This window comes from Singulisphaera acidiphila DSM 18658 (assembly GCF_000242455.2).
GTDB classification, from domain to species: domain Bacteria; phylum Planctomycetota; class Planctomycetia; order Isosphaerales; family Isosphaeraceae; genus Singulisphaera; species Singulisphaera acidiphila.
Genome location: NC_019892.1, coordinates 2,184,954 through 2,203,494, shown reverse-complemented (window position 1 = coordinate 2,203,494; position 18,541 = coordinate 2,184,954). Strand labels below are relative to the sequence as shown.

The window sequence follows — 18,541 nt, the reverse complement described above, 5'->3', positions numbered from 1 at the left end:
ACATGCGGATCGCCGAGGTGATCGGCCGAGTGACCTTGTCCCGAAGCCACCCGAGCCTGCGAGGCGCCCGGTTCGTCCTCGCCCTGCCGATGCCGCTCGAGGCCCTCACGGAGGACTCGGACAAGCGCGGCGAGGATGTGGTCGTTTACGACGACCTCGGTGCCGGCCCTGGAAGCCTGATCGGACTGAGCGAGGGCCGCGAGGCGGCTAACCCGTTCGGAAAAGTGAAAATACCTGTGGATGCCTACTGCGCCTGCCTCTTGGATCGGTTGTCCTTCTAAGCGGAACGGGGCGGCCCAAGCGAATCGGAGATTTCGACGATGGCGAGCGACGGCGGGATGATGAGCGAGTGGAAGCTTCGGGAAGAAATGTGCGAGGTCGGTCGGCGGGTTTACGCCAAGGGCTTCGCCGCCGCCAATGACGGGAACATCAGCTTCCGTCTGTCGGAAGATCGCGTGCTCTGCACCCCGACGCGCGTCTCGAAGGGCTTCATGAAACCCGACGACCTTTGCATCGTCGACATGGACGGCAAGCAGGTCTCGGGCAAACGCAAGCGGTCGAGCGAGATCTTGCTCCACCTGGCGATCATGAAAGCACGCCCCGATGTGAAGGCGTGCGTTCACTGCCATCCGCCCCATGCCACCGCCTTCGCCGTGGCCCACGAGCCGATCCCCAAGTGTACGATGCCCGAGTTCGAGGTCTTTCTCGGCGAAGTGGCGATCACCCCCTACGAAACGCCGGGAACCCAGGCGTTCGCCGACACGGTGATCCCGTACATCAAGGACACCGACGTCATCCTCCTGGCCAACCACGGTACGATTACCGCCGGAAGCGACCTGACCGACGCCTACTTCAAGACTGAGATCATCGACGCCTATTGCCGGATCCTGATCCTGTCCAAGCAGATCGGCCGGGTGAACTACTACTCCGACGAGAAGGCCGCCGAGCTGATCAAGATCAAGCCGGCCCTGGGCATCCGCGACGTCCGGCTCGAGCGCGGGCTCGAGAACTGCGACCTTTGCGGCAACAGCCTGTTCCGCGAAGGGTACAGCGACTTCAAGCCCGAGCACAAAGCGTTCGTGCCGCCGAAGCATGAGCCCCAGCCGCAACCGGCCCAGGCCATCGCTTCGTCGAACGGTTCCTCCGCCAAGGGGGGAGACCCGATGGAATCGCTCGTGAAGATGATTACCGATCAGGTCATGCAGGCGATGAATGGTGCTGGCGGCAGTCGATAAAGGCGTGAGCAGAGGCGTCGGGTGACGGCAACGATCGGCGTTGGTTGCCACGTCTTTTTTTCAGAGATTTCGGCTCTTTGTTGAGGGACCCATGAAAGTCAGCATCATCGGCGGAGGCGGGCTGGTCGGGTCGTGCGCGGCCTTTGCGTTGCAGTGTGGCGGCGTGGTCAGCCAGATCGATCTGATCGACCTCAACGCCGACCTCTGCCGTGGGCAGACGCTCGACCTCCTCCACGGCGCCTCGCTCGTCGCCGACCAGCGGATCCGGGCGACCGGATACGAAGCGATTCCGGAGAGCGACCTGATCATGGTGACGGCCGGTCTGAGGCGCAAGCCCGACGAGAGCCGCCTCGACCTGATCAATCGCAACGTCGAGCTCTTCTTGAACATCCTCGGCCAGATCAAGGCGGCGGGAGTCAAGAAAGAGGCGATCGTCCTGGTCGTCTCCAACCCGGTCGACGTGCTCACCTATCTCGCGACCGCCCAGCTCGGCCTCCCGTCGCGCCAGGTCATCGGCCTGGGGACCCAGCTCGACTCTGCACGGTTCCGCAGCCTGATCGCCGAAGCCTTGACGCTTCCCGCCACCCAGGTCACGGCGACGATTCTGGGCGAGCACGGCGACAGCATGGTCCCGATCTGGTCGGCCGCCCAGGCCGGTGGGATGCCGCTCGACAAGTTCCCGGGATGGAACGCGAATACCGCCGACGCCCTCTTCAAGCGAACGAAGGGGAGTGGAGCCGAGGTCATCAAGCTCAAAGGGGGCGCTGGGTTCGCCGTCGGCCTCTCGATTCGCGACGTCGTCCACGCGGTGGCCCTCGACCAAAAGCGGATCCTGCCGGTCTCCTCGCTCGTGAACGGCACCTATGAGATGCGCGACGTCTGCATCTCGGTGCCGACCGTCGTCGGGCGTGGTGGGGTCGAAGCCCAGCTCGAAATCGAGCTCTGGGCCAAAGAGGTCTCGGCGTTGCAGCAGTCGGCCCGAGTGCTTCGTGAGACGATCGACCAGGTCCTCAAAAAGAACCCGGCTGCCGCAAAGACTCCGCCGAAATTCGAGCCCGCCAAGGCCGCCGCGCCGACCGCTCAAAACCGAACGGTCAAGGTGACGATGGGGAGCGGGGGCAACGGCAACGGCGGAAGCTCACGGGTCACGATCTCGGGTCAGTCGAACGGGGGACGCCGTGGATAAGTCGCTCGACCGGAAGTTGGCTGCGATTCATGCCAACCCGAACTGCCGCGAGTTCATCCTGGCCGATGCCAAGGACGCCGACATGGCCTTCGGCATCGGGGCGCCCGGGTTGTCTCCCGAGGCGCATTCGGGAGAGCTCCGTCTTCGGACGCTTGAAGAATACCGTGAACAGATGCGGTTGATCACCAGGCAAGGGCTTGTCGACATCATGCTGATGTCGGCCAGCTCGAACTATGCCCTGACGATCCGCGAACGGCTCTTCGAGAACTCCCACGTCACCCCCGCCATCCGTGCCAACGACACGACCGACGTCCATCTGGCGCGTGGAGCGAGCTACACCGAATCTCCGTCTCGCCCGTTCCGAAGCGCCAGCCTCGACCACGCGCAGTGCGGCCACCTCGATTGCGCCCCTGAGGAACGCACCCTCGGCGCGAACCTGGGCCTCTACAGCGTGACCTTCAACAACGACCTGAGCCACGACACCGCGACCCTCGAGCGGTTTCACGAGTTCCGGGTCGAAGCCGAGCGCAAGGGGTTTCGCTACTTCCTCGAAGTCTTCGACCCCAACATCGCCAACGCGGTGGCTCCCGAGGTCTTGCCCGGCTACATCAACGACATGATCGCCCGGATGCTCGCCGGGGTCGCGCCGGCGGGCCGGCCGGTCTTCCTCAAGATGGTTTACCATGGCCCCAAGGCGATGGAAGAACTGTTCCGCTATGACCCGCACCTGGTCATCGGAATTCTCGGCGGCTCGGCCGGGACGACGTTCGACGCCTTCCAACTGCTCGCCGATGCCCAGAAACATGGCGCCAAGGTCGCGCTCTTCGGCCGCAAAATCAACAGCGCCGAGAACCAGCTCGCCTTCGTGCAGTTCCTCCGGCTGATCGTCGACGGCGTCATCAACCCCACCGACGCCGTCAAGGCGTATCACGCCGTGCTCGGGAAGTTGGGGATCCGCCCCCACCGCCCGCTCGAAGAGGATCTCAAGGCCCAGGCAACGACGATGAGCTACGGCGGAACCTCCACGTCCGTCGTCGTTCCCGCCAAGCCAGAGCCGGCCCCCCCTGCCCCGACTCCTGCAGTTGCGGTGGCTCCGGCAAAAGAGGCCCATGCCTGCCAGTGCCACAGCCATCACCACGCACCCGAGCCGGTCCCGGCGACCCGTGCGGCCGAACCCGCACCCCACTCGATAAGCAACGGACAGGCGTCGTCCAACGGCTTCCCCACCTTCTCCGACGGCCTCCCCGACTTCAGCCGGATGGATGTCGTGCAACGACTCGCCTATCACCGCCAGCGGCTCGGGCTCGGTCGCTAACCCTATTCCTTCCGGCAAGTGTTTTGCCATTCGGGCCTGCCTGGTCACAACCAAGGACCCGGCAGGCCCAATCGGCTTTCCCTCCGACTCCTGCCCCTCGGCCCGTGCCTGGAATACACCTCGTCAATTGCTCATCGCTCAGAATCTCCGCGATACGGTCTGTGATCGGATGAGCGACCAATCCGCCCGTCAGACCGCACCGACATCGGCCAATCCGCCGGAGACGAGGAGTTACTTGGGAGTGAGTGTCTGTCTCGGAAGGTCAGGCTTCACCGGGAAATGAAGGACATTGGGGTGCCATGAGTTCCGAGTATGGCACCCGGATGATCATCAAAAACTCCGGTGCGATTCGCCTTCTGGGTCCGACTCTGAGCACGATCATCGAGATCAATCCAATTCAAGCGCGGACAGGGCTCCCACAGTCCCAGGGAATGCTCAAGGCTGCCGCCTCTGTTCTTGTGGAAGCAAGCCTCCCCTCCAAGAACAGAGACGAAGCTGGTGGGCCGTGCCCACCCGACGAAGATCACTCGTCGGCCAGAACCGTGTCGATCCACCGGCGCTGCTGGTACGACTCGAGGACGGCGTCCGCCACGATCTGGGCGTTGAGCCCGTCGAGGTAGCTCGGAACGGCGGAACGCTGCTCGACGATCGCAGAGATGAACTCCCAGACCAGGTCGTAGCGGAAGACGGTGGCCGGTTTCCCTTGGGCGGGGTCGCGCGGGCTGCCGCTCGGTTTCAGAAATTCGGCGGGGACGGGAACAGGGGCAAGGTCTTCCCCGGTCTTCCCGAGCAGGATGGTGTTCGGCTCGTGGAGCCGGTAGACGGCCGAGCCCTCCGAGCCGTTGACCTCGGCCCACTCGTGGCCGAAACCGTCGCGCCCGTAGCCTTTGGCCAGAGTCGTCCCCTCCCAGACACCGGTGGCTCCGCTGGCGAATTCGCCGATCAGCGAGGACCAATCGTCGACGTTGGACGGGGGGCACGACTTGCCGTCGGGGGTCGTCGTGCGCGGAGCGAACCGGGCGACTGCGCCGCAGACCTGGGTCAGGGGGCCCATCAGATCGAGCGCAAAGTCGATGCGGTGGATCGTCATGTCGTAGAGGTCACCCGCGCCGGCCTTGTCTTGATACTGGCGCCAGCCCCAGCTCGTTTCCGGCCAATCGAGGAACCGTTGCGAGCGGAAGTGGCGTGGCGTGCCCAGGGCGCCCGACTTGAGCAGGTGGCGGAGATACTTCATGGACGGGGCGAATCGGTAGGTGAACGCCGTCATGTGGACCACGCCGGCGTCTCGCGCGGCGAGGTACATCTCGCGAACCTCACCGGCGTTCAGGCCGAGCGGCTTCTCGCACATCATGTGCTTCTTCCCGGCCGCCGCGGCCAGGGCGATCGGGCTGTGGGTAAAGTTCGGCGTCGCGATGATCACGGCGTCGATCTCAGGGTCAGCACAGAGAGCGACGGGGTCGGTCGTCACCTTGGTGATACCCCAGTCCCCTTTCCGACGCTCGAGCAGGTTCGGGTCCGCATCGCAGACGGCCACGAGCTCGGCACGAGGGTCAAGGCGGATCGCGGGGACGTGGTGGTAGTCGCTGACCGCGCCCGCGCCAATAATGGCGACCCTCACCTTCTTGCTCGTTGTGGATGCGTTCGACATCGGACTCGGTCTCTCCTGAGTTATCTACGACTTCCTGGGGCGGAAGAGTCGCTCTGGTTCGGATCGCGGGGATGGATGGGGAAGGTGCGCACGAGTGGGGGGTTACTCACGAACCGACTGACCCCCAATGACTTGCCTTCAGGATACCGTCCTACTATCCTGCATGCGGTACCGCAAGAGGCCGGTCACATTTCTCTCCTCGCAGGTCACCTGGGGCGAGTCTCATGGCAAAGAGTTCGAATATTCGCGTGGCCATTATCGGCCTGGGCTTCGGGGCCGAGTTTATCCCAATCTACCAGAGCTACCCAGGCGCCGAGATTGCCGCCATTTGCCGGCGTTCGACCAAGGAGCTCGACGAGTGCGGCGATCGTTGGAAGATCTCGAAGCGGTACACCCGGTTCGAAGAAGTTCTCAACGACCCGGACATCGACGCCGTCCACATCAACTCGCCGATCCAGGACCACGCATCCCAGAGCCTCGCCGCCCTCAAGGCCGGCAAGCATGTCGCCTGCACGGTGCCGATGGCCACGTCGGTGGAGGATTGCCGCGCCATCGTCGAAGCGCAGCGATCGTCGGGCAAGGTTTACATGATGATGGAGACGGTGGTTTATAGCCGCGAGTACCTCTTCGTCAAGGATCTCTACGAGAAGGGCGAGCTCGGCCGGATCCAGTTCCTCCGGGGCAGTCACCAACAAGACATGGAAGGGTGGCCCGGCTACTGGGAAGGGCTCCCCCCCATGCACTACGCCACCCACTGCGTCAGCCCCTGCCTGGCGATTCTCGGTAAGCACGCCGAGCACGTCGTCTGTCATGGGTCGGGGCGGATCGACGAGAAACTGATCCCGAAGTACGGCAGCCCGTTCGCCATTGAGTCGGCCACCTTCAAGATTCGCGACTCCGACGTCTGCGGCGAAGTCACGCGCAGCCTGTTCGACACGGCCCGGCAGTACCGTGAAAGTTTCGACGCCTACGGCAGCAAAAAGAGCTTTGAGTGGCAGCAGGTCGAGGGCGAAGAACCGGTGATCCACACCCGAGGACTCGCCGAGCCCGAGATCCCCAAGCGCGTGCCGGTGCCCGACTTCGCTCACCTCTTGCCGGAACCGATCCAGCGCTTCACGACCAAAGGGGTTTACGACGCCGACGACGAACAACACCTGTCGTTCACCCAAGGGGGGGGACACGGCGGGTCGCACCCGCACCTGGTCCACGCCTGGCTGAGCGCCATCCGAGGGGAACGCCCCGCCCTGCCCGACGCCGAAACCTCGGCCAACTGGACGATGGTCGGCCTCCTCGCCCATGAGTCGGCCATGGCAGGAGGAGAGAAGAAGGTCATTCCGACGTTCTGATCTGAGGGCCACTCTCACTCAAGGAGCAGTCCCACCCGCCTCGATCCCGGCTCGCCGGGGCGAGGCGAACTTCATTTGCCCCAGGCACTCGGCGACGGAATCCCCTAAATGCGAATCACCTGGTACGGACACGCCGCCTTCTTGTTCGAAACCGAGGGGCGGCGGATCATTCTCGACCCCTTTCGCTCGCCCGACTCAGGGGGCTACGAGCCGATCGACGAACCGGCTGATCTCGTCGTCGTCAGCCACGAAAACGACCGGTATCACAGTCACCTGGGCCAAATCCAGCCGCCGTTTCAAGTCCTCAAAGCGCTCGACATCCCTCCCCAAGGGGAGACCGCGTGTGGGATCCATTTCGAAACGGTCCGTGTCTTCGAAACTCCCGAACGGAAGCCTGAGGACGAAGTGACGATCGTCCACTTCCGGGTCGAAGGACTCCACATCGTCTTTCTCGGCGACCTGGGACATGCACTCGAGGAGTCGGACCTGAAGCCGCTAAAAGGCGCGGAAATCGTCCTCGCGGCTGCGGGAGGCCCGCCGACAATCGAGATTGCCGCGATCCCGCCTTTGCTCGACGCGATCGGTCCTCGACTGGTGCTCCCGATGCACTACAAGACGCCCAAGATCAACCTGAACATTCAGCCTATGGAGCGGTTCCTCGAAGTCATGCCCGAGACCTCCGTCGATCGCCCGGGCCGGAGTTGGCTGGAAGTCACCAGCGCAACCCTCCCCGAGAGCCAAACGATCGTCGTCCTCGAACATGCCCGCTGACCCCAAACTCGACCTGAGAATCCCAGTAGGCCAACTGGTTGGGCGACTCGAGCAGCGGCAGCCAGGTTTCAATTTCTAAGGCGAACGGAAAGCATAAGCTCTCCTGTCTTGCTCACACAGCAAACCAAAAGACAGGGAGCTTACGCTCTTTTGCTCGCCTTTCGGGCAAGCGAAACGATCCAGGCGAAGGCGCGGGAGGAATCTCAGAGCTCACGAAGCGCCTTGATCACATCCATCCGGACTGCGCGAATGGCGGGAAAGAGGCCACCAAAGACGCCCATCGCGAACGTCATGGCCACGGCAACTCCCATCACGAGCGGCCCGAACCGGAAGGTGACGGTCGACTCGCTGAACGTGTTGAAGTTGCTCATGCCGAAGCTGAAGGCGCTGAGCGGGAGTGTGGCGAGCAGACCGAGTGTTCCCCCCAAAAGGCAGAGCAGGATCGATTCGCCGAGGAAAGAAACGAGGATGTCGAACTGCGAGAAACCCAAAGCCCGAAGCGTGCCAATCTCGCGAGTTCTCGCTCCAACGGCCGCATACATCGTGTTGGCGGCGGCGAACATCGCCCCGATGGTCAGGAGCACCGCGATCAAGGTGCCCGCGACTTTCAGGAAGTCGCCCGTCGCCGATTGCTTGGCATAGAAATCCTTCTCACGAAGTGCTTCGAGCTTGAACTGGGTATCGTTGTCGATTGTCTTCTTGATCCTGTCGAGATCAGCCTGCGAGGAGGCGCGAAGCTGAACGCAGGAGACGCTCCCCTCGCGGGCGATGTCCCGAGCCAGGTCTTTGATATCAACCCAGACCTCACTCTCCGCGGCGCTTCCACTGGCCGTGAAGAGGCCGACGACCCGGTAGACCTGCTTGTCGCCAACTTTGATCAGGCCGCCGATCTTCGCCCCTTTGAACCGCTTCGAAACGTTACGGCTGACCACGCACTCACCCCGCCCCGGCGTGAAGTAGTGGCCTTGGCCGGGGATCATCTCGAAGTTCGGCCGTAAGGCGCGCGAGGCAGCGGAGACACCTCGGATGATGATGTTCGTCCGGCTGCCGTCATTGCGTTCAACGACCGGGATGTACAACAACTCCGGGGCAGCGAGCGGCATGCCCTTCTCGTCGCGGGCGATCCCGTTGAGGGTCAGGATCGTATCCGCCTTGTCCTTGGCATAACCGCCGTTGACCTCGTTCGAAGACCCTTTGCGAAGGATGATCAGGTCGAGCGGATCGCCCGAGACCGTCATGCTGTGCTGGAGTCCTTCAACCAGGCTGAACAGGAGGCAGGACGACCAGACGATCATGCCGGTCCCCACCACCGTGAGCAGCGTCGTGACCCAGCGGACCCGCAGGTTTCGCGTGTTGTATTTGATCGGGATCATGACGGTTTAGACCACCTTCCTCAGGCCTTGGATCACCGATCGCCGCGCCGCGGTCACAGCCGGAATGATGCCGCTGAGCAGCCCGATCAGGAGCGAGACGAGCAAACCGCTCAGGGCCGTCTTCCAGGGAACGAAGAAGAAGGGCAAGGTCCCCGCGCTATAACGCGAGACGTCGACGACGTCACAGAGGAGCTTGCATCCAAATGAGCCGATCAGGCCCCCGATTCCGGCGACCAGGACCGCCTCGGCCAGCACGAGGTTGAGCACGAGACTGCGGTTGAAGCCGATCGCTTTGAGGATCGCGACCTCCGTCGTCCGCTCGCGGAGCGCCATGGCCATGGCGTTCCCTGCAACGAAGATGAGCGAGACGAGCACGGCCATGCCGATGGCCGCGATCAGCCACTGGAGGTCGCGCATCATTTCGCTGAACATCGCTCCGAACGCTTCTTCGGTCTGAGTCCGTGTGGGTTTGTCCGTGTTAAGGTAATCGGCGTCGATCTTTCGGCAGAGACTTGCCATCCGACCCGAGTCCTTACACTTAGCCACGATCACCCCAGCGTTGCCCGACCCCGCCCCTTCCCCCTTCGAGATCCGCTTCAGGCCCTCATCGAGATAGCTCCAATGGAACATGCACATCCGTCGGTCGCGGTCGTGAGGGCCGTCATAAATGCCTCGGATCGTCAGGTTGAGGTCGAACTGGTAGATATCCCCCGTGAGTGGCAACGGGTCGCCGACCTTCCAGCCGCGATCTTCAGCGAGCTTGCTCCCAATGACACAGCCTGCCTTATCTTCACAGAAGGCTTTGAGTTGATCCGCCGGGATCGTGAGTTCGTCATAGATCTTGAAGATCGTCTCGGGGTCGACGCCGAACTGGGCGAACGGCATCTGTTCTTCGCCGTACTTGCCCCCATACCAACTAAAGGGGGTGGCGGCGATGACCCCCTCGTTCTCGGCGATCTCACGAACACGGCTGATCGGAACCTGGCCGGCGAACCCTTGCGAGTTCATCGCGACAATTCGGTTGTACTCCCCAAGTCCCTTGGCGACTTCGCTGTTGATCGTGAAGAACGAGACGAGAATCATCATCAGGAAGAGAGTCACGGCGGTCGAGGCGATCGTCAGCAGCGACCGGACCGGATTCCGCCTGGCATTGCGATAGATGTAATGCAAGTATTTCATGACACGGCCCCGATCTTCGAGGGCTGCGCGATGTCATCGACAAGCCTTCCCTTGTCGAGGTGGAGGACACGACTCGCTCGTTGCGCGGCGAGGGGGTCGTGAGTAACCATCACGATCGTTTTCTGGAACTCACGGTTGAGTTGCTCGAGCAGGTCCAGGATCTCCTCAGCGCTCGTGCGATCGAGGTCGCCAGTCGGCTCGTCGGCGACGAGCAAGTAGGGATCGGTCACGATCGCTCGGGCGATGGCGACGCGTTGCTCCTGACCACCGGAGAGCTGGCGCGGGTAGTGATCTTCACGCCCCTCGAGCCCCACGACTCGAAGCGCCGTCATGACGTTCTCGCGCCGTCGCCGCTTGGAGAGCTTCGTCAGCAAGAGGGGCAGTTCGACGTTCTCGAAGGCCGTCAGAACCGGAATCAGGTTGTAGAGCTGGAAGATAAACCCGACGTTGTCGGCCCGCCAACGCGTGATCCGCGAGTCGGACATCGATCCAAGCTCCTGACCATGGACGAGGACCGAGCCCTGGGAGGCGCGGTCGAGTCCCGCGATCAGATTGAGCAGGGTCGTCTTACCCGATCCCGAGGGACCCATCAGGGCGAGGTATTCGCCTTCCGCAACCCGCAGGTCGAGATTGACGAGGACCGGGATCCGGAACTCATCGCGGCGATACTCTTTCGTAACATCCTTCAACTCAATGGAACAAGTAGAATCGTCCATGCGATTGGGCCTTTCAGCTCGCACTCGGCCGCTCGAATCCGAGAACCTTCAGGTTCGGGACTCCTCAAACGGCAAGTTGGTTGTGGCGCAATTCCCAACTCGACCCGGGGGCACACCGGGACAAGATCGCGTCGTTTTCTATGAATTCGCCGATGGCGTCGATCTCTTCCGAAACCCAGCGGTTACTCGGAGATCTTGACCTCGGTATTTTCGCGCAACGTGTTGGCGGGGTTCAAGATGACGGTTTCCCCCTCTTTGAGACCCGTGTCGACGCGCGTGAGGTCGTCGGTGGTCACGACGACTTCGACCCGGCGCTTGGAGATTCGCGATTTACCGTCGACGACCCAGACGATCGAGTGTCCGCTCTCCTCAATCACGGCCGCCTTGGGGACGAAAAGGAACGCCCGATTGGCGTTCGGGTTATTGAGTGCCTTGTCGGGGAGAAAGTGAACGGTGGCCACGAGTTCCGGAAACAGGTGCTCGTCCGGGTCGAGGATTTCGACCTTCACCTTGATCGTGCCTCGGCTGCGGTCCCCCATGGGAATGATCTGCCGGAGCCGGCCACGATAGTGCATGCTGGGAACGGCGCTGACGGAGATCTCGGCCGGCTGTCCCAGGGCGACGCGTGAAAGAAGGTTCTCGGCAATATCCGTCTCGACTTCCATCTTGTTCAAGTTCGCCAGTGAGACGACTGCCGACCGACCGATCGAGGCGCTCATCGCGGACGGGGTGATGACTTCTCCCGCTTCGCCCTGTTTCTCGACCACAGTCCCGTCGAACGGGGCAAACAGGTGCATCCGTCGAATCATCTCCTCGGTCTCTTCGATATTCGACTCGGTCAGCTTCATCGAAGCTTCCGCCGCACCGACTCGCGCTGAGGCCATGTCCCGCGCCGCGTTCGCTTTCTCGATTTCCTCGATCGCGACCGTCTTCTGATTGTAGAGCCGTGCCGCTCGCGTCGCTTCCCGCTCTTTCTGTTTCAAGTCGAGCCGGCCTTCGAGAACCTCGGCCTCATTTCGCTTGAGCATCGCCTTCTTCGAGGAGAGAATCGCCTTGAGGTCATCGTGCTCGAGGACCGCGAGCACATCCCCTTTCTTGACCTTCGAGCCCTCCTCGACATACATCCGCTCAACGCGCCCCGGAATCGTGGCCCCGATCATCGCCTGGTGACGCGATTTCAGGTAACCCTTGGCACTCAGGAGCTTTTCCGCTTCCCCTGGCGTCATCGTCTGGACCAGGCCAATGGTCACTTCCGGCTTGGCCTTAATCTTCTCGTACTGCTGGTAGGCCACGCCCCCCGCCGTTCCCAGCAGGGTCAGCGGGATCAGCCAGAGGAGGATCGTCGCCACACCGATCCCACTTCGTTTTTGGTTGCGATCGCGGTCGCGATGTTGTTGAGGTCGTCGCTCGCGGAGAGCCTCTCGCGACTCCACCTGATGACGGTCGATCTTCAGCGAAGCGAGATCGTCACGCAGACTGCTCGCCATGAGCCCGACCCCTTCCCGTTTATTGGGTATGGCCAGAACGGTATTTGATTTGAAAGGTTGCTGACTTTGCGAAAATCAGAACAGAGTCACACGTGTCGTCGATCGTCGACACCGGAGACGGCACTGAGGTTCATTTGGTCAGTAGTATTACAACCGTCGCCCACTTCGTCTACTCGAAAATGGTGACAACCCAGCGACATGATGTGATGACAATCCCGTGGGAGCGTCCGGTCACGCGACTCGGCAAGGGTGCCTTGAGTCTTCAGCTCTCGGCGGGAATACCGAGCGTATACGTGAAACGCAGAACACACAAGATCAGCAGATTCGCTGCGATTGCCAAATTTTGCCTTGAGTGAACGCAGCTTGCAACCGATTAACACTACTGAAGTTAGTTCCAGGGTGAGAGAGGAGGGCGTCGACGAACCTGGCGGATTGCCGACGCCCTTCTCTTTTTTTAATTTCTGCGCTGCCCGACCTATGCAACGTGGCTAACGAACCTCTTTGAGGGGTTCGCTGGAGGCCTCAGCCTCTAATGGCTTGACGGTGAGCGAGTAAATGCGGCTCCGCTCGTTGAGCGCCCGAAATTTACCCGTGACGACGGTGACTCGATCGTCGTGCTTGATTCGGACCTTCCACCGCGTCGGCTTGGGAATCCCTCCGAAGCCCCCCCAGTAGACCACGAACCACTTGTACTCGCCCGCCGGCCCCGTCCCTTTGACCTTCCCCTCTCCGGTCGGGTCATCCCGAAGCCAGTACACATTTTCCGGCCCATAACCCTTCGTGTTGTCAACGTCGAGCTCTCCTCCGAGGCCTTCCTTGCCTTTGGGATCCTCCCAATAAATCTCTTTGCCTCCCGGCTCGATCACATGCAGGTCGAGATCGGCGTCATTATCCCAGATCAAGGTAAACTGAGGGTCGCCCACCTTCACCTCGACGCCTCGGATGCTCTCCCCCCCTTGCCCGAACTTCGCCAGCCCGAAGCCGTCACCGTTGCCGGCCCCCGGATTGCGATTCTCGATCCCACCATCGGCCGACGCCTTCTCTGCGCCCGAGAAGTTGACGCCTACCTTCGGTTCCAGTGAGGGGACATCGAGCGGGGCGAGTGCCGCCGGGATGGGATCGGCCGGAGCGGGTGTCGGGTCGGCCGGAAGGGTGATCGTGGTGTTGAGGCCACCGGTAAGCGTCAGGCCCTCCTCGACCCCACGCTCGGACCCCGCCAGCTTCGCGTTCAGGGGCCGTTGCGCACTCACGCTCGGCGCGAAGTACCAGAAAGCCAGGCAGAGCAGGAAAACCGCGTGAAGCGCCAGGGACGACGCCCATCCCTTGAGTGACTCGGGCGTGAAGAAGGGCGTATCGATCTCCTCGACTTCCCCGGTCGCCACAACCAAGTGGGCCAGTCTGGCCGACTTGGCGACCGGGGCATTGACCCTGGCAACCTTGGACGACTCGCTGGCCATCGCGCTTCTCCATCGGTTCAGTCGAGGTTGGGCGATCGGTGAAGAGAGACGTTTCTCGAAGGGGAGGAATTCCGTCAATCGTTCCAACCAGCATAGCATGGCTCGAAAACCGGTCGAAAGACCGATCGGAGGTGGGAGACCTGGTTTCCTTTCAGTTCCCGGTTCCCGCAAGTCGTCCTCCGCGCGGGTTGAACCCGCCCCGACCCTGGGTCATAATGCAAAAGATCAAACATTCCTCAGCGACCGAAGAGCTCCGCATGAAACTTGCGTTCAGCACCAACGCGTATCTCCGCTTCCCCTTCGACGAGGTCGCCGAGCGGATTGCCTCCCTCGGGTATGAAGGGCTGGAGCTCTTGGCCGACGTCCCCCATGCCTGGCCAGCCGGCCTGCTCGAGGGGCCGAAGCGGGCGATCCTTTCCGCCATGGAGCGAAACGGTCTGACCTTTTCAAACGTCAACGCGTTTATGATGAACGCGGTCAACGATGCGCGTCAGCCGTACTGGTATCCGTCGTTCATCGAACCCGATCCTCACTACCGCTCGGTCCGGATCGATCACACGAGGCGCGCCATCAGCCTGTGTGCCGAGTTGGGTGCACCGCACATCACGACCGAACCAGGGGGGCCGCTGGCACCCGGCCAAAGCCGCGCTGAGGCCATCGACCTGTTCGTCGAAGTCCTTAAGCCACTCGCCGAGCATGCCCACAACCTAGGGGTGCTCCTGCTGATCGAGCCCGAACCCGGCTTGCTGCTCGAGACAAGCGACCAGTACCTCGAGGTTGCCGAACGGGTGAACGCCCCATCGATCGGCCTGAACTACGACGTGGGCCACGCCTATTGCGTCTCCGAGGACATTCCTCTGGCCATCGCCAAACTTGCGCCCCAGATCCGCCATTACCACCTCGAAGATATCGCGGCGACCCGCGTCCACCATCACATGGTGCCGGGAACAGGCGCGATCGATTTCCCCGAAGTCTTCGCGGCAATTCGCAAGACGGGCTACGATGGCTGGCTGACCGTGGAACTATACCCGTTCGGCGACGATCCCGACGCCGCGGCGCGGGGAGCGTTCGAGTTCCTCTCCCCCCTGATGGCCCCCGCAAACGGCGCCTGACCGGAACGATCGACGAACCGGACCTCGCTCGCAGACTCTGCAACGAGGGCCCGGTTCTCCCCTTGAGTATCCTCAGGCGACGGTCTCAATTCAATGGCGATCAAGCCCTATCTGCAGCTCATTCGTTTACCCAATGTCTTCACCGCTGCGGCTGACAGCCTGGCTGGCTGGCTCCTGGTACGCGGTAGCCTCGACGCTCCAGGGCGCTGGCTCCCGCTGGTGGGAGCGTCGATGGCGACCTACGCGGCCGGGATCGCGCTCAACGACGTCTTCGACTACGAGATCGACCTCAAAGAACGCCCCGGCCGACCGTTGCCTTCCGGCCGGGTCTCACGCCGGTTCGCCGCCTGGGGCGGAGGATTCCTCCTCCTACTCGGCCCCTTGCTGGCGGCTCTCAGCGGCTCGGCCTCGAGCTTCATGATCGCGTTGACCCTGGCGGCCTGCGTGCTTGCCTACAACCTGGGCATGAAGCGGACCGTTCTCGGCCCCGAGGTCATGGGGAGTTGCCGAGCGCTCAATCTCGTGCTCGGGATGAGCCAGGCCGCCGCGTTCGGTGGGCCCGGGGGGTGGATCGTGGCCATGTCGCTCGGCGTCTTCGTCACCGGGGTCACCTGGATCAGTCGGTCGGAGACCGAGTCGGGGCGAACCCAGGGGCTCTACCTCGGGTTGACCCTCGAGAACCTCGCCTTCCTCGGCCTGCTGACGGCGGCCTTACAACCACGCCTCTTCCCCGCCGTCGGCCCTGACTCGCGCTCGGTGTTGCCGCTCGAAGGCCTGCTCGTGCTCCTCATCGTCGCCTGGGTCGTCAACCTGGCCGGCGCCCGCGCACTCCGGAATCCCATCCCGGCCTCGCTTCAAAAGGCCGTCAAAACGGGCGTTCTCTCCCTCGTCTGGCTCAACGTCGGTGTCGTGGCGGCCGTCAGAGGCCCGGCGATGGCCGCGACCGTCGCGATTCTCTGGATCCCCGCCTACCTCCTCGGCCGTTGGATTTATTCCACCTGACCCAAGGCTTCCCGATCGTTTATCGGTGAAACCGCGAATCGGGATTGCGCAGTATCGATTGCGAAACGAATCCGTTCTTTTCTTTTCAAAGCATGGATGTATTGTAGAAAATCCGTTTGCACCGAGGATCGCCAAGTGTCATTTTTAGAGAAGTTTCAGTGACAGGCTTGGGATCTCGCCGATTCTCAAGAACCGAGTGGAATCTGACGTGCTTGATTGCACCGATCGGGGGCCGTTGGTGACCAAACGCCGTGGGTTTACCCTGATCGAGCTTCTGGTTGTTATTGCCATTATTGCGGTTTTGATCGCTCTATTGCTGCCTGCAGTGCAGGCAGCGCGTGAAGCGGCCAGACAGTCTCAATGCCGCAATAACCTCAAGCAAATCGGCCTGGCCATCGCCAACTACGAAAGTGCCCAGGGAGCCCTGCCGATGGGGGCTGTTCTCCACAGCGCACCGGACGCCGACAGTGATTGCGGGGGAGCCTTCACCAAAAGCGGCCCCGGGGCCCCGCGTGACTTCACCATGTTGGCCCTGATCCTCCCTTACCTCGAGCAAACGCCGGCCTACAACGCGATCAACTTCCAGCTTCGGGCCGACGGATATTTCGTCGGGGGCGTGAACGCCGGCGCGGTGAATAGCACGGGTCTGCTCACCACGATCGCGACATACCTCTGCCCGAGCGACGACTTGCGGTCCTCGAAGCTGGGTCCAGGGCCGGTGGCCTATTCGCAGACCTCCTATTTTCCGTCCGGGGGAACCTGGAACACCATCGCCTACTATGCCGGACCGAAGTGTTCGGATCTTGAAGTCGGCAACGGTGCGTTCGATGCGCAGACGGCCTACCCGATGGCTGCGTTTGTCGACGGCACGAGCAGCACGATCTTTGTAGGCGAGTCGGCCCGGTTCCGGAACGATCCCGACTGGTTCTGCAACAACTGGAGCGTCTACGGCTACTTCTCGTCGATGGTCGGGGGGAATACGACCCGCCCTCAAGGCTTTGCCTACGAGGTCCCACGGGTCAACGCCAACCTGATGATCGGCGACTATTCCGGGGGGGGCCTTCATCCGCTTCCCCCGGAAACGCACTGGCCCGACCTCAGCGACTATAAGGCCTGGGTTGGCGACCCAAGGTACTTGGAATATGGCCAGTGGGGCTTTCGCAGCCAGCACCCGGCCGGGGCCCAGTTCCTCTTCGGCGACGGCTCGGTGAAGTTTCTCAAGGACGCGATCAACCCCGCCGTCTATCGTTCGTTGGGGACGCGAAATGCTGGCGAAGTGGTGAGCGCGGACGCGTTCTAACTCGAGAATCCGAAATCCGATGGCCGGCATGGAAGTCGACCGGCCAAAACGTTGCAGTCAGACCGTGGCGAAAGCATCGACCAGGGAGAGGATTCGATCGATGACGGCAAGGCAGGTCCGCCGAACGTTCTGGGTGGCATTCGTCCTGATTGGCGGCTGCGACCCGAATCCGAATGGCCCGTCGGCCCCTTCCCCGAGCCCGCCGGGAGCCGACAAGAACTTAGCTCCCGCGAACGGAACGCCGAAGAGCGTTCCGTTGAAGCAGGTTGGCCCGCCGATCGGGCTGGTCGGGCCACTCCCTGTCACTCGTTGATTGCGGGCTCCTTTTTTTACGTCGCGGCTCGGGTCCCGCTCAACGTCTCGGTCCGTGGCGTGAACTGGAACCGCGGACACTGCGAGAAGAAGGTGAGCGGATTCTCGTAGACGACTTTGCGAATCAGGGCCTCGTCGTGGCCGCGAGCCCTGAGTTCGAAGATGAGTTCGGGCACGGCAAGGGGGTCACTATGTCCCCAGTCGCCGGCCGAGTTCACCATCAAACGCTCGGTGCCGTAGAGTTCGATCATGTCGGCCGCCCGCGCGGGGGTGCACTTGGTGATCGGGTAGAGGGTCATCCCCACCCAGTGGCCGGCCTCGAGCGCCGGGCGGATCGTGTGCTCCTCGACGTGGTCGATACAGACACGCTCGGGCACAAGCCGCGAGTCGTCGCGGAGCATGTCGAGGATCATCCTCGTCCCCTGGTACTTATCCGCCAGGTGCGGCGTGTGGACGAGGATCAACTCCTGAGTCCGCGCAGCAAGATCAAGGTGGTCGAGGAAGACCGTGGCCTCATTCTTCGTATTCTTGTTGAGCCCGATCTCCCCGATGCCGAGCACGCCGGGCTCGTCGAGGAATTCGGGGATCATCTTGATCACCTCGCGCGAGAGGGAAACGTTCTCCGCCTCCTTGGCATTGATGCAGAGCCAGGTCCTGTGCTCAATCCCGTAGAGCTTCGCCCGACTTCGCTCAAAGCCCGTGAGCTGGCGGAAATAGTCGCGAAACCCCTCCGGCCCCGACCGGTCGAACCCCGCCCAGAACGCCGGCTCGCTGACCATCACACAGCCGGCCAAGGCCATCCGCTTGTAGTCGTCGGTGGTTCGGGAGACCATGTGGATGTGCGGGTCGATGTAGGAAGGCATGTAAGTGAACTCCTGAGCTTTCAACAACTTCCGGCCAGGCATGCTCGGTACGACAGATGGATTGCTCTCCCCGCCATAGCAGTTCCCTTGCAAAACCAAATCGAGGCACCGCGCGACACAACAGAAACGATTACACAATGGTGCGGAAAGAGAATCATTAAATTCTCAATCAACCATACACACTTATCAAAACGAGCAATTCCATGTTCGACAAACGTCATCAGCTTGCGTGCCTGTTC

16 protein-coding genes and 1 pseudogene are annotated in these 18,541 nt (G+C 62.1%); 9 read left to right on the top strand and 8 right to left on the bottom strand.

Features of this window, described 5'->3' with window-relative positions:
* The first annotated feature begins 2 nt into the window (after positions 1-2).
* The 4 genes and pseudogenes from SINAC_RS08650 to SINAC_RS08635 all read left to right on the top strand — a co-directional run bounded on the left by SINAC_RS08650 (position 3) and on the right by SINAC_RS08635 (position 3,736).
* Positions 3-281: a EutN/CcmL family microcompartment protein gene (locus SINAC_RS08650; RefSeq protein ID WP_015245306.1), complete on the top strand. Its 279-nt coding sequence runs from the start codon at positions 3-5 to the stop codon at positions 279-281.
* A gap of 39 nt (positions 282-320) precedes the next feature.
* Complete coding sequence (locus tag SINAC_RS08645) at positions 321-1,235, top strand: class II aldolase/adducin family protein (RefSeq protein WP_015245305.1); 915 nt, start codon at positions 321-323, stop codon at positions 1,233-1,235.
* Between the two features lie 91 nt (positions 1,236-1,326).
* Positions 1,327-2,253: pseudogene (locus SINAC_RS08640) on the top strand (lactate/malate dehydrogenase family protein); the annotation flags it as partial.
* Positions 2,254-2,413: 160 nt separating this feature from the next.
* On the top strand, positions 2,414-3,736 hold the full coding sequence (locus SINAC_RS08635; RefSeq protein ID WP_015245303.1) for a hypothetical protein: 1,323 nt from the start codon (positions 2,414-2,416) through the stop codon (positions 3,734-3,736).
* 523 nt (positions 3,737-4,259) lie between these two features.
* Here the strand turns inward: SINAC_RS08635 and SINAC_RS08630 are convergent.
* Positions 4,260-5,384, bottom strand: coding sequence for a Gfo/Idh/MocA family protein (locus SINAC_RS08630; RefSeq protein ID WP_015245301.1), 1,125 nt, complete (start codon positions 5,382-5,384; stop codon positions 4,260-4,262).
* A gap of 224 nt (positions 5,385-5,608) precedes the next feature.
* Here SINAC_RS08630 and SINAC_RS08625 point away from each other — a divergent pair, with 224 nt between their 5' ends.
* Positions 5,609-6,730 (top strand): Gfo/Idh/MocA family protein, encoded by a 1,122-nt coding sequence (locus SINAC_RS08625; protein ID WP_015245300.1) that lies wholly within the window; start codon positions 5,609-5,611, stop codon positions 6,728-6,730.
* Between the two features lie 108 nt (positions 6,731-6,838).
* Entirely contained in the window at positions 6,839-7,501 is a 663-nt protein-coding gene (locus SINAC_RS08620) for an MBL fold metallo-hydrolase (protein ID WP_015245299.1), read from the top strand.
* Between the two features lie 203 nt (positions 7,502-7,704).
* On the opposite strand, the gene SINAC_RS08615 is transcribed toward SINAC_RS08620, so the two are convergent.
* The 5 genes from SINAC_RS08615 to SINAC_RS08590 all read right to left on the bottom strand — a co-directional run bounded on the left by SINAC_RS08615 (position 7,705) and on the right by SINAC_RS08590 (position 13,713).
* Positions 7,705-8,874 (bottom strand): ABC transporter permease, encoded by a 1,170-nt coding sequence (locus SINAC_RS08615; RefSeq protein WP_015245298.1) that lies wholly within the window; start codon positions 8,872-8,874, stop codon positions 7,705-7,707.
* Between the two features lie 6 nt (positions 8,875-8,880).
* Entirely contained in the window at positions 8,881-10,053 is a 1,173-nt protein-coding gene (locus tag SINAC_RS08610; RefSeq protein ID WP_015245297.1) for an ABC transporter permease, read from the bottom strand.
* On the bottom strand, positions 10,050-10,769 hold the full coding sequence (locus SINAC_RS08605) for an ABC transporter ATP-binding protein (RefSeq protein ID WP_015245296.1): 720 nt from the start codon (positions 10,767-10,769) through the stop codon (positions 10,050-10,052). Before SINAC_RS08605 ends, SINAC_RS08610 begins: the two co-directional genes overlap by 4 nt.
* A gap of 182 nt (positions 10,770-10,951) precedes the next feature.
* Positions 10,952-12,256 carry an efflux RND transporter periplasmic adaptor subunit gene (locus SINAC_RS08600; protein WP_015245295.1) on the bottom strand — a complete coding sequence of 435 codons (1,305 nt, stop codon included), beginning with the start codon at positions 12,254-12,256 and terminating at the stop codon, positions 10,952-10,954.
* Between the two features lie 488 nt (positions 12,257-12,744).
* Positions 12,745-13,713, bottom strand: a complete 969-nt coding sequence (locus tag SINAC_RS08590) for a YfaP family protein (RefSeq protein ID WP_015245293.1) — start codon at positions 13,711-13,713, stop codon at positions 12,745-12,747.
* A 257-nt stretch (positions 13,714-13,970) separates the two neighbouring features.
* Between SINAC_RS08590 and SINAC_RS08585 the strand changes: the two genes are divergently transcribed.
* The 3 genes from SINAC_RS08585 (at position 13,971) to SINAC_RS08575 (ending at position 17,127) form a co-directional block, all read left to right on the top strand.
* Complete coding sequence (locus SINAC_RS08585; RefSeq protein ID WP_015245292.1) at positions 13,971-14,825, top strand: sugar phosphate isomerase/epimerase family protein; 855 nt, start codon at positions 13,971-13,973, stop codon at positions 14,823-14,825.
* Positions 14,826-14,918: 93 nt separating this feature from the next.
* A complete protein-coding gene (locus tag SINAC_RS08580) occupies positions 14,919-15,827 on the top strand; it encodes a UbiA family prenyltransferase (protein ID WP_015245291.1) in 909 nt (302 codons plus the stop codon).
* Between the two features lie 238 nt (positions 15,828-16,065).
* Positions 16,066-17,127 carry a DUF1559 family PulG-like putative transporter gene (locus tag SINAC_RS08575; protein ID WP_315851129.1) on the top strand — a complete coding sequence of 354 codons (1,062 nt, stop codon included), beginning with the start codon at positions 16,066-16,068 and terminating at the stop codon, positions 17,125-17,127.
* 57 nt (positions 17,128-17,184) lie between these two features.
* On the opposite strand, the gene SINAC_RS08570 is transcribed toward SINAC_RS08575, so the two are convergent.
* Positions 17,185-17,433 (bottom strand): hypothetical protein, encoded by a 249-nt coding sequence (locus SINAC_RS08570; RefSeq protein WP_020465663.1) that lies wholly within the window; start codon positions 17,431-17,433, stop codon positions 17,185-17,187.
* A gap of 23 nt (positions 17,434-17,456) precedes the next feature.
* On the bottom strand, positions 17,457-18,302 hold the full coding sequence (locus SINAC_RS08565) for a TatD family hydrolase (protein WP_015245288.1): 846 nt from the start codon (positions 18,300-18,302) through the stop codon (positions 17,457-17,459).
* Positions 18,303-18,541: the final 239 nt, after the last annotated feature.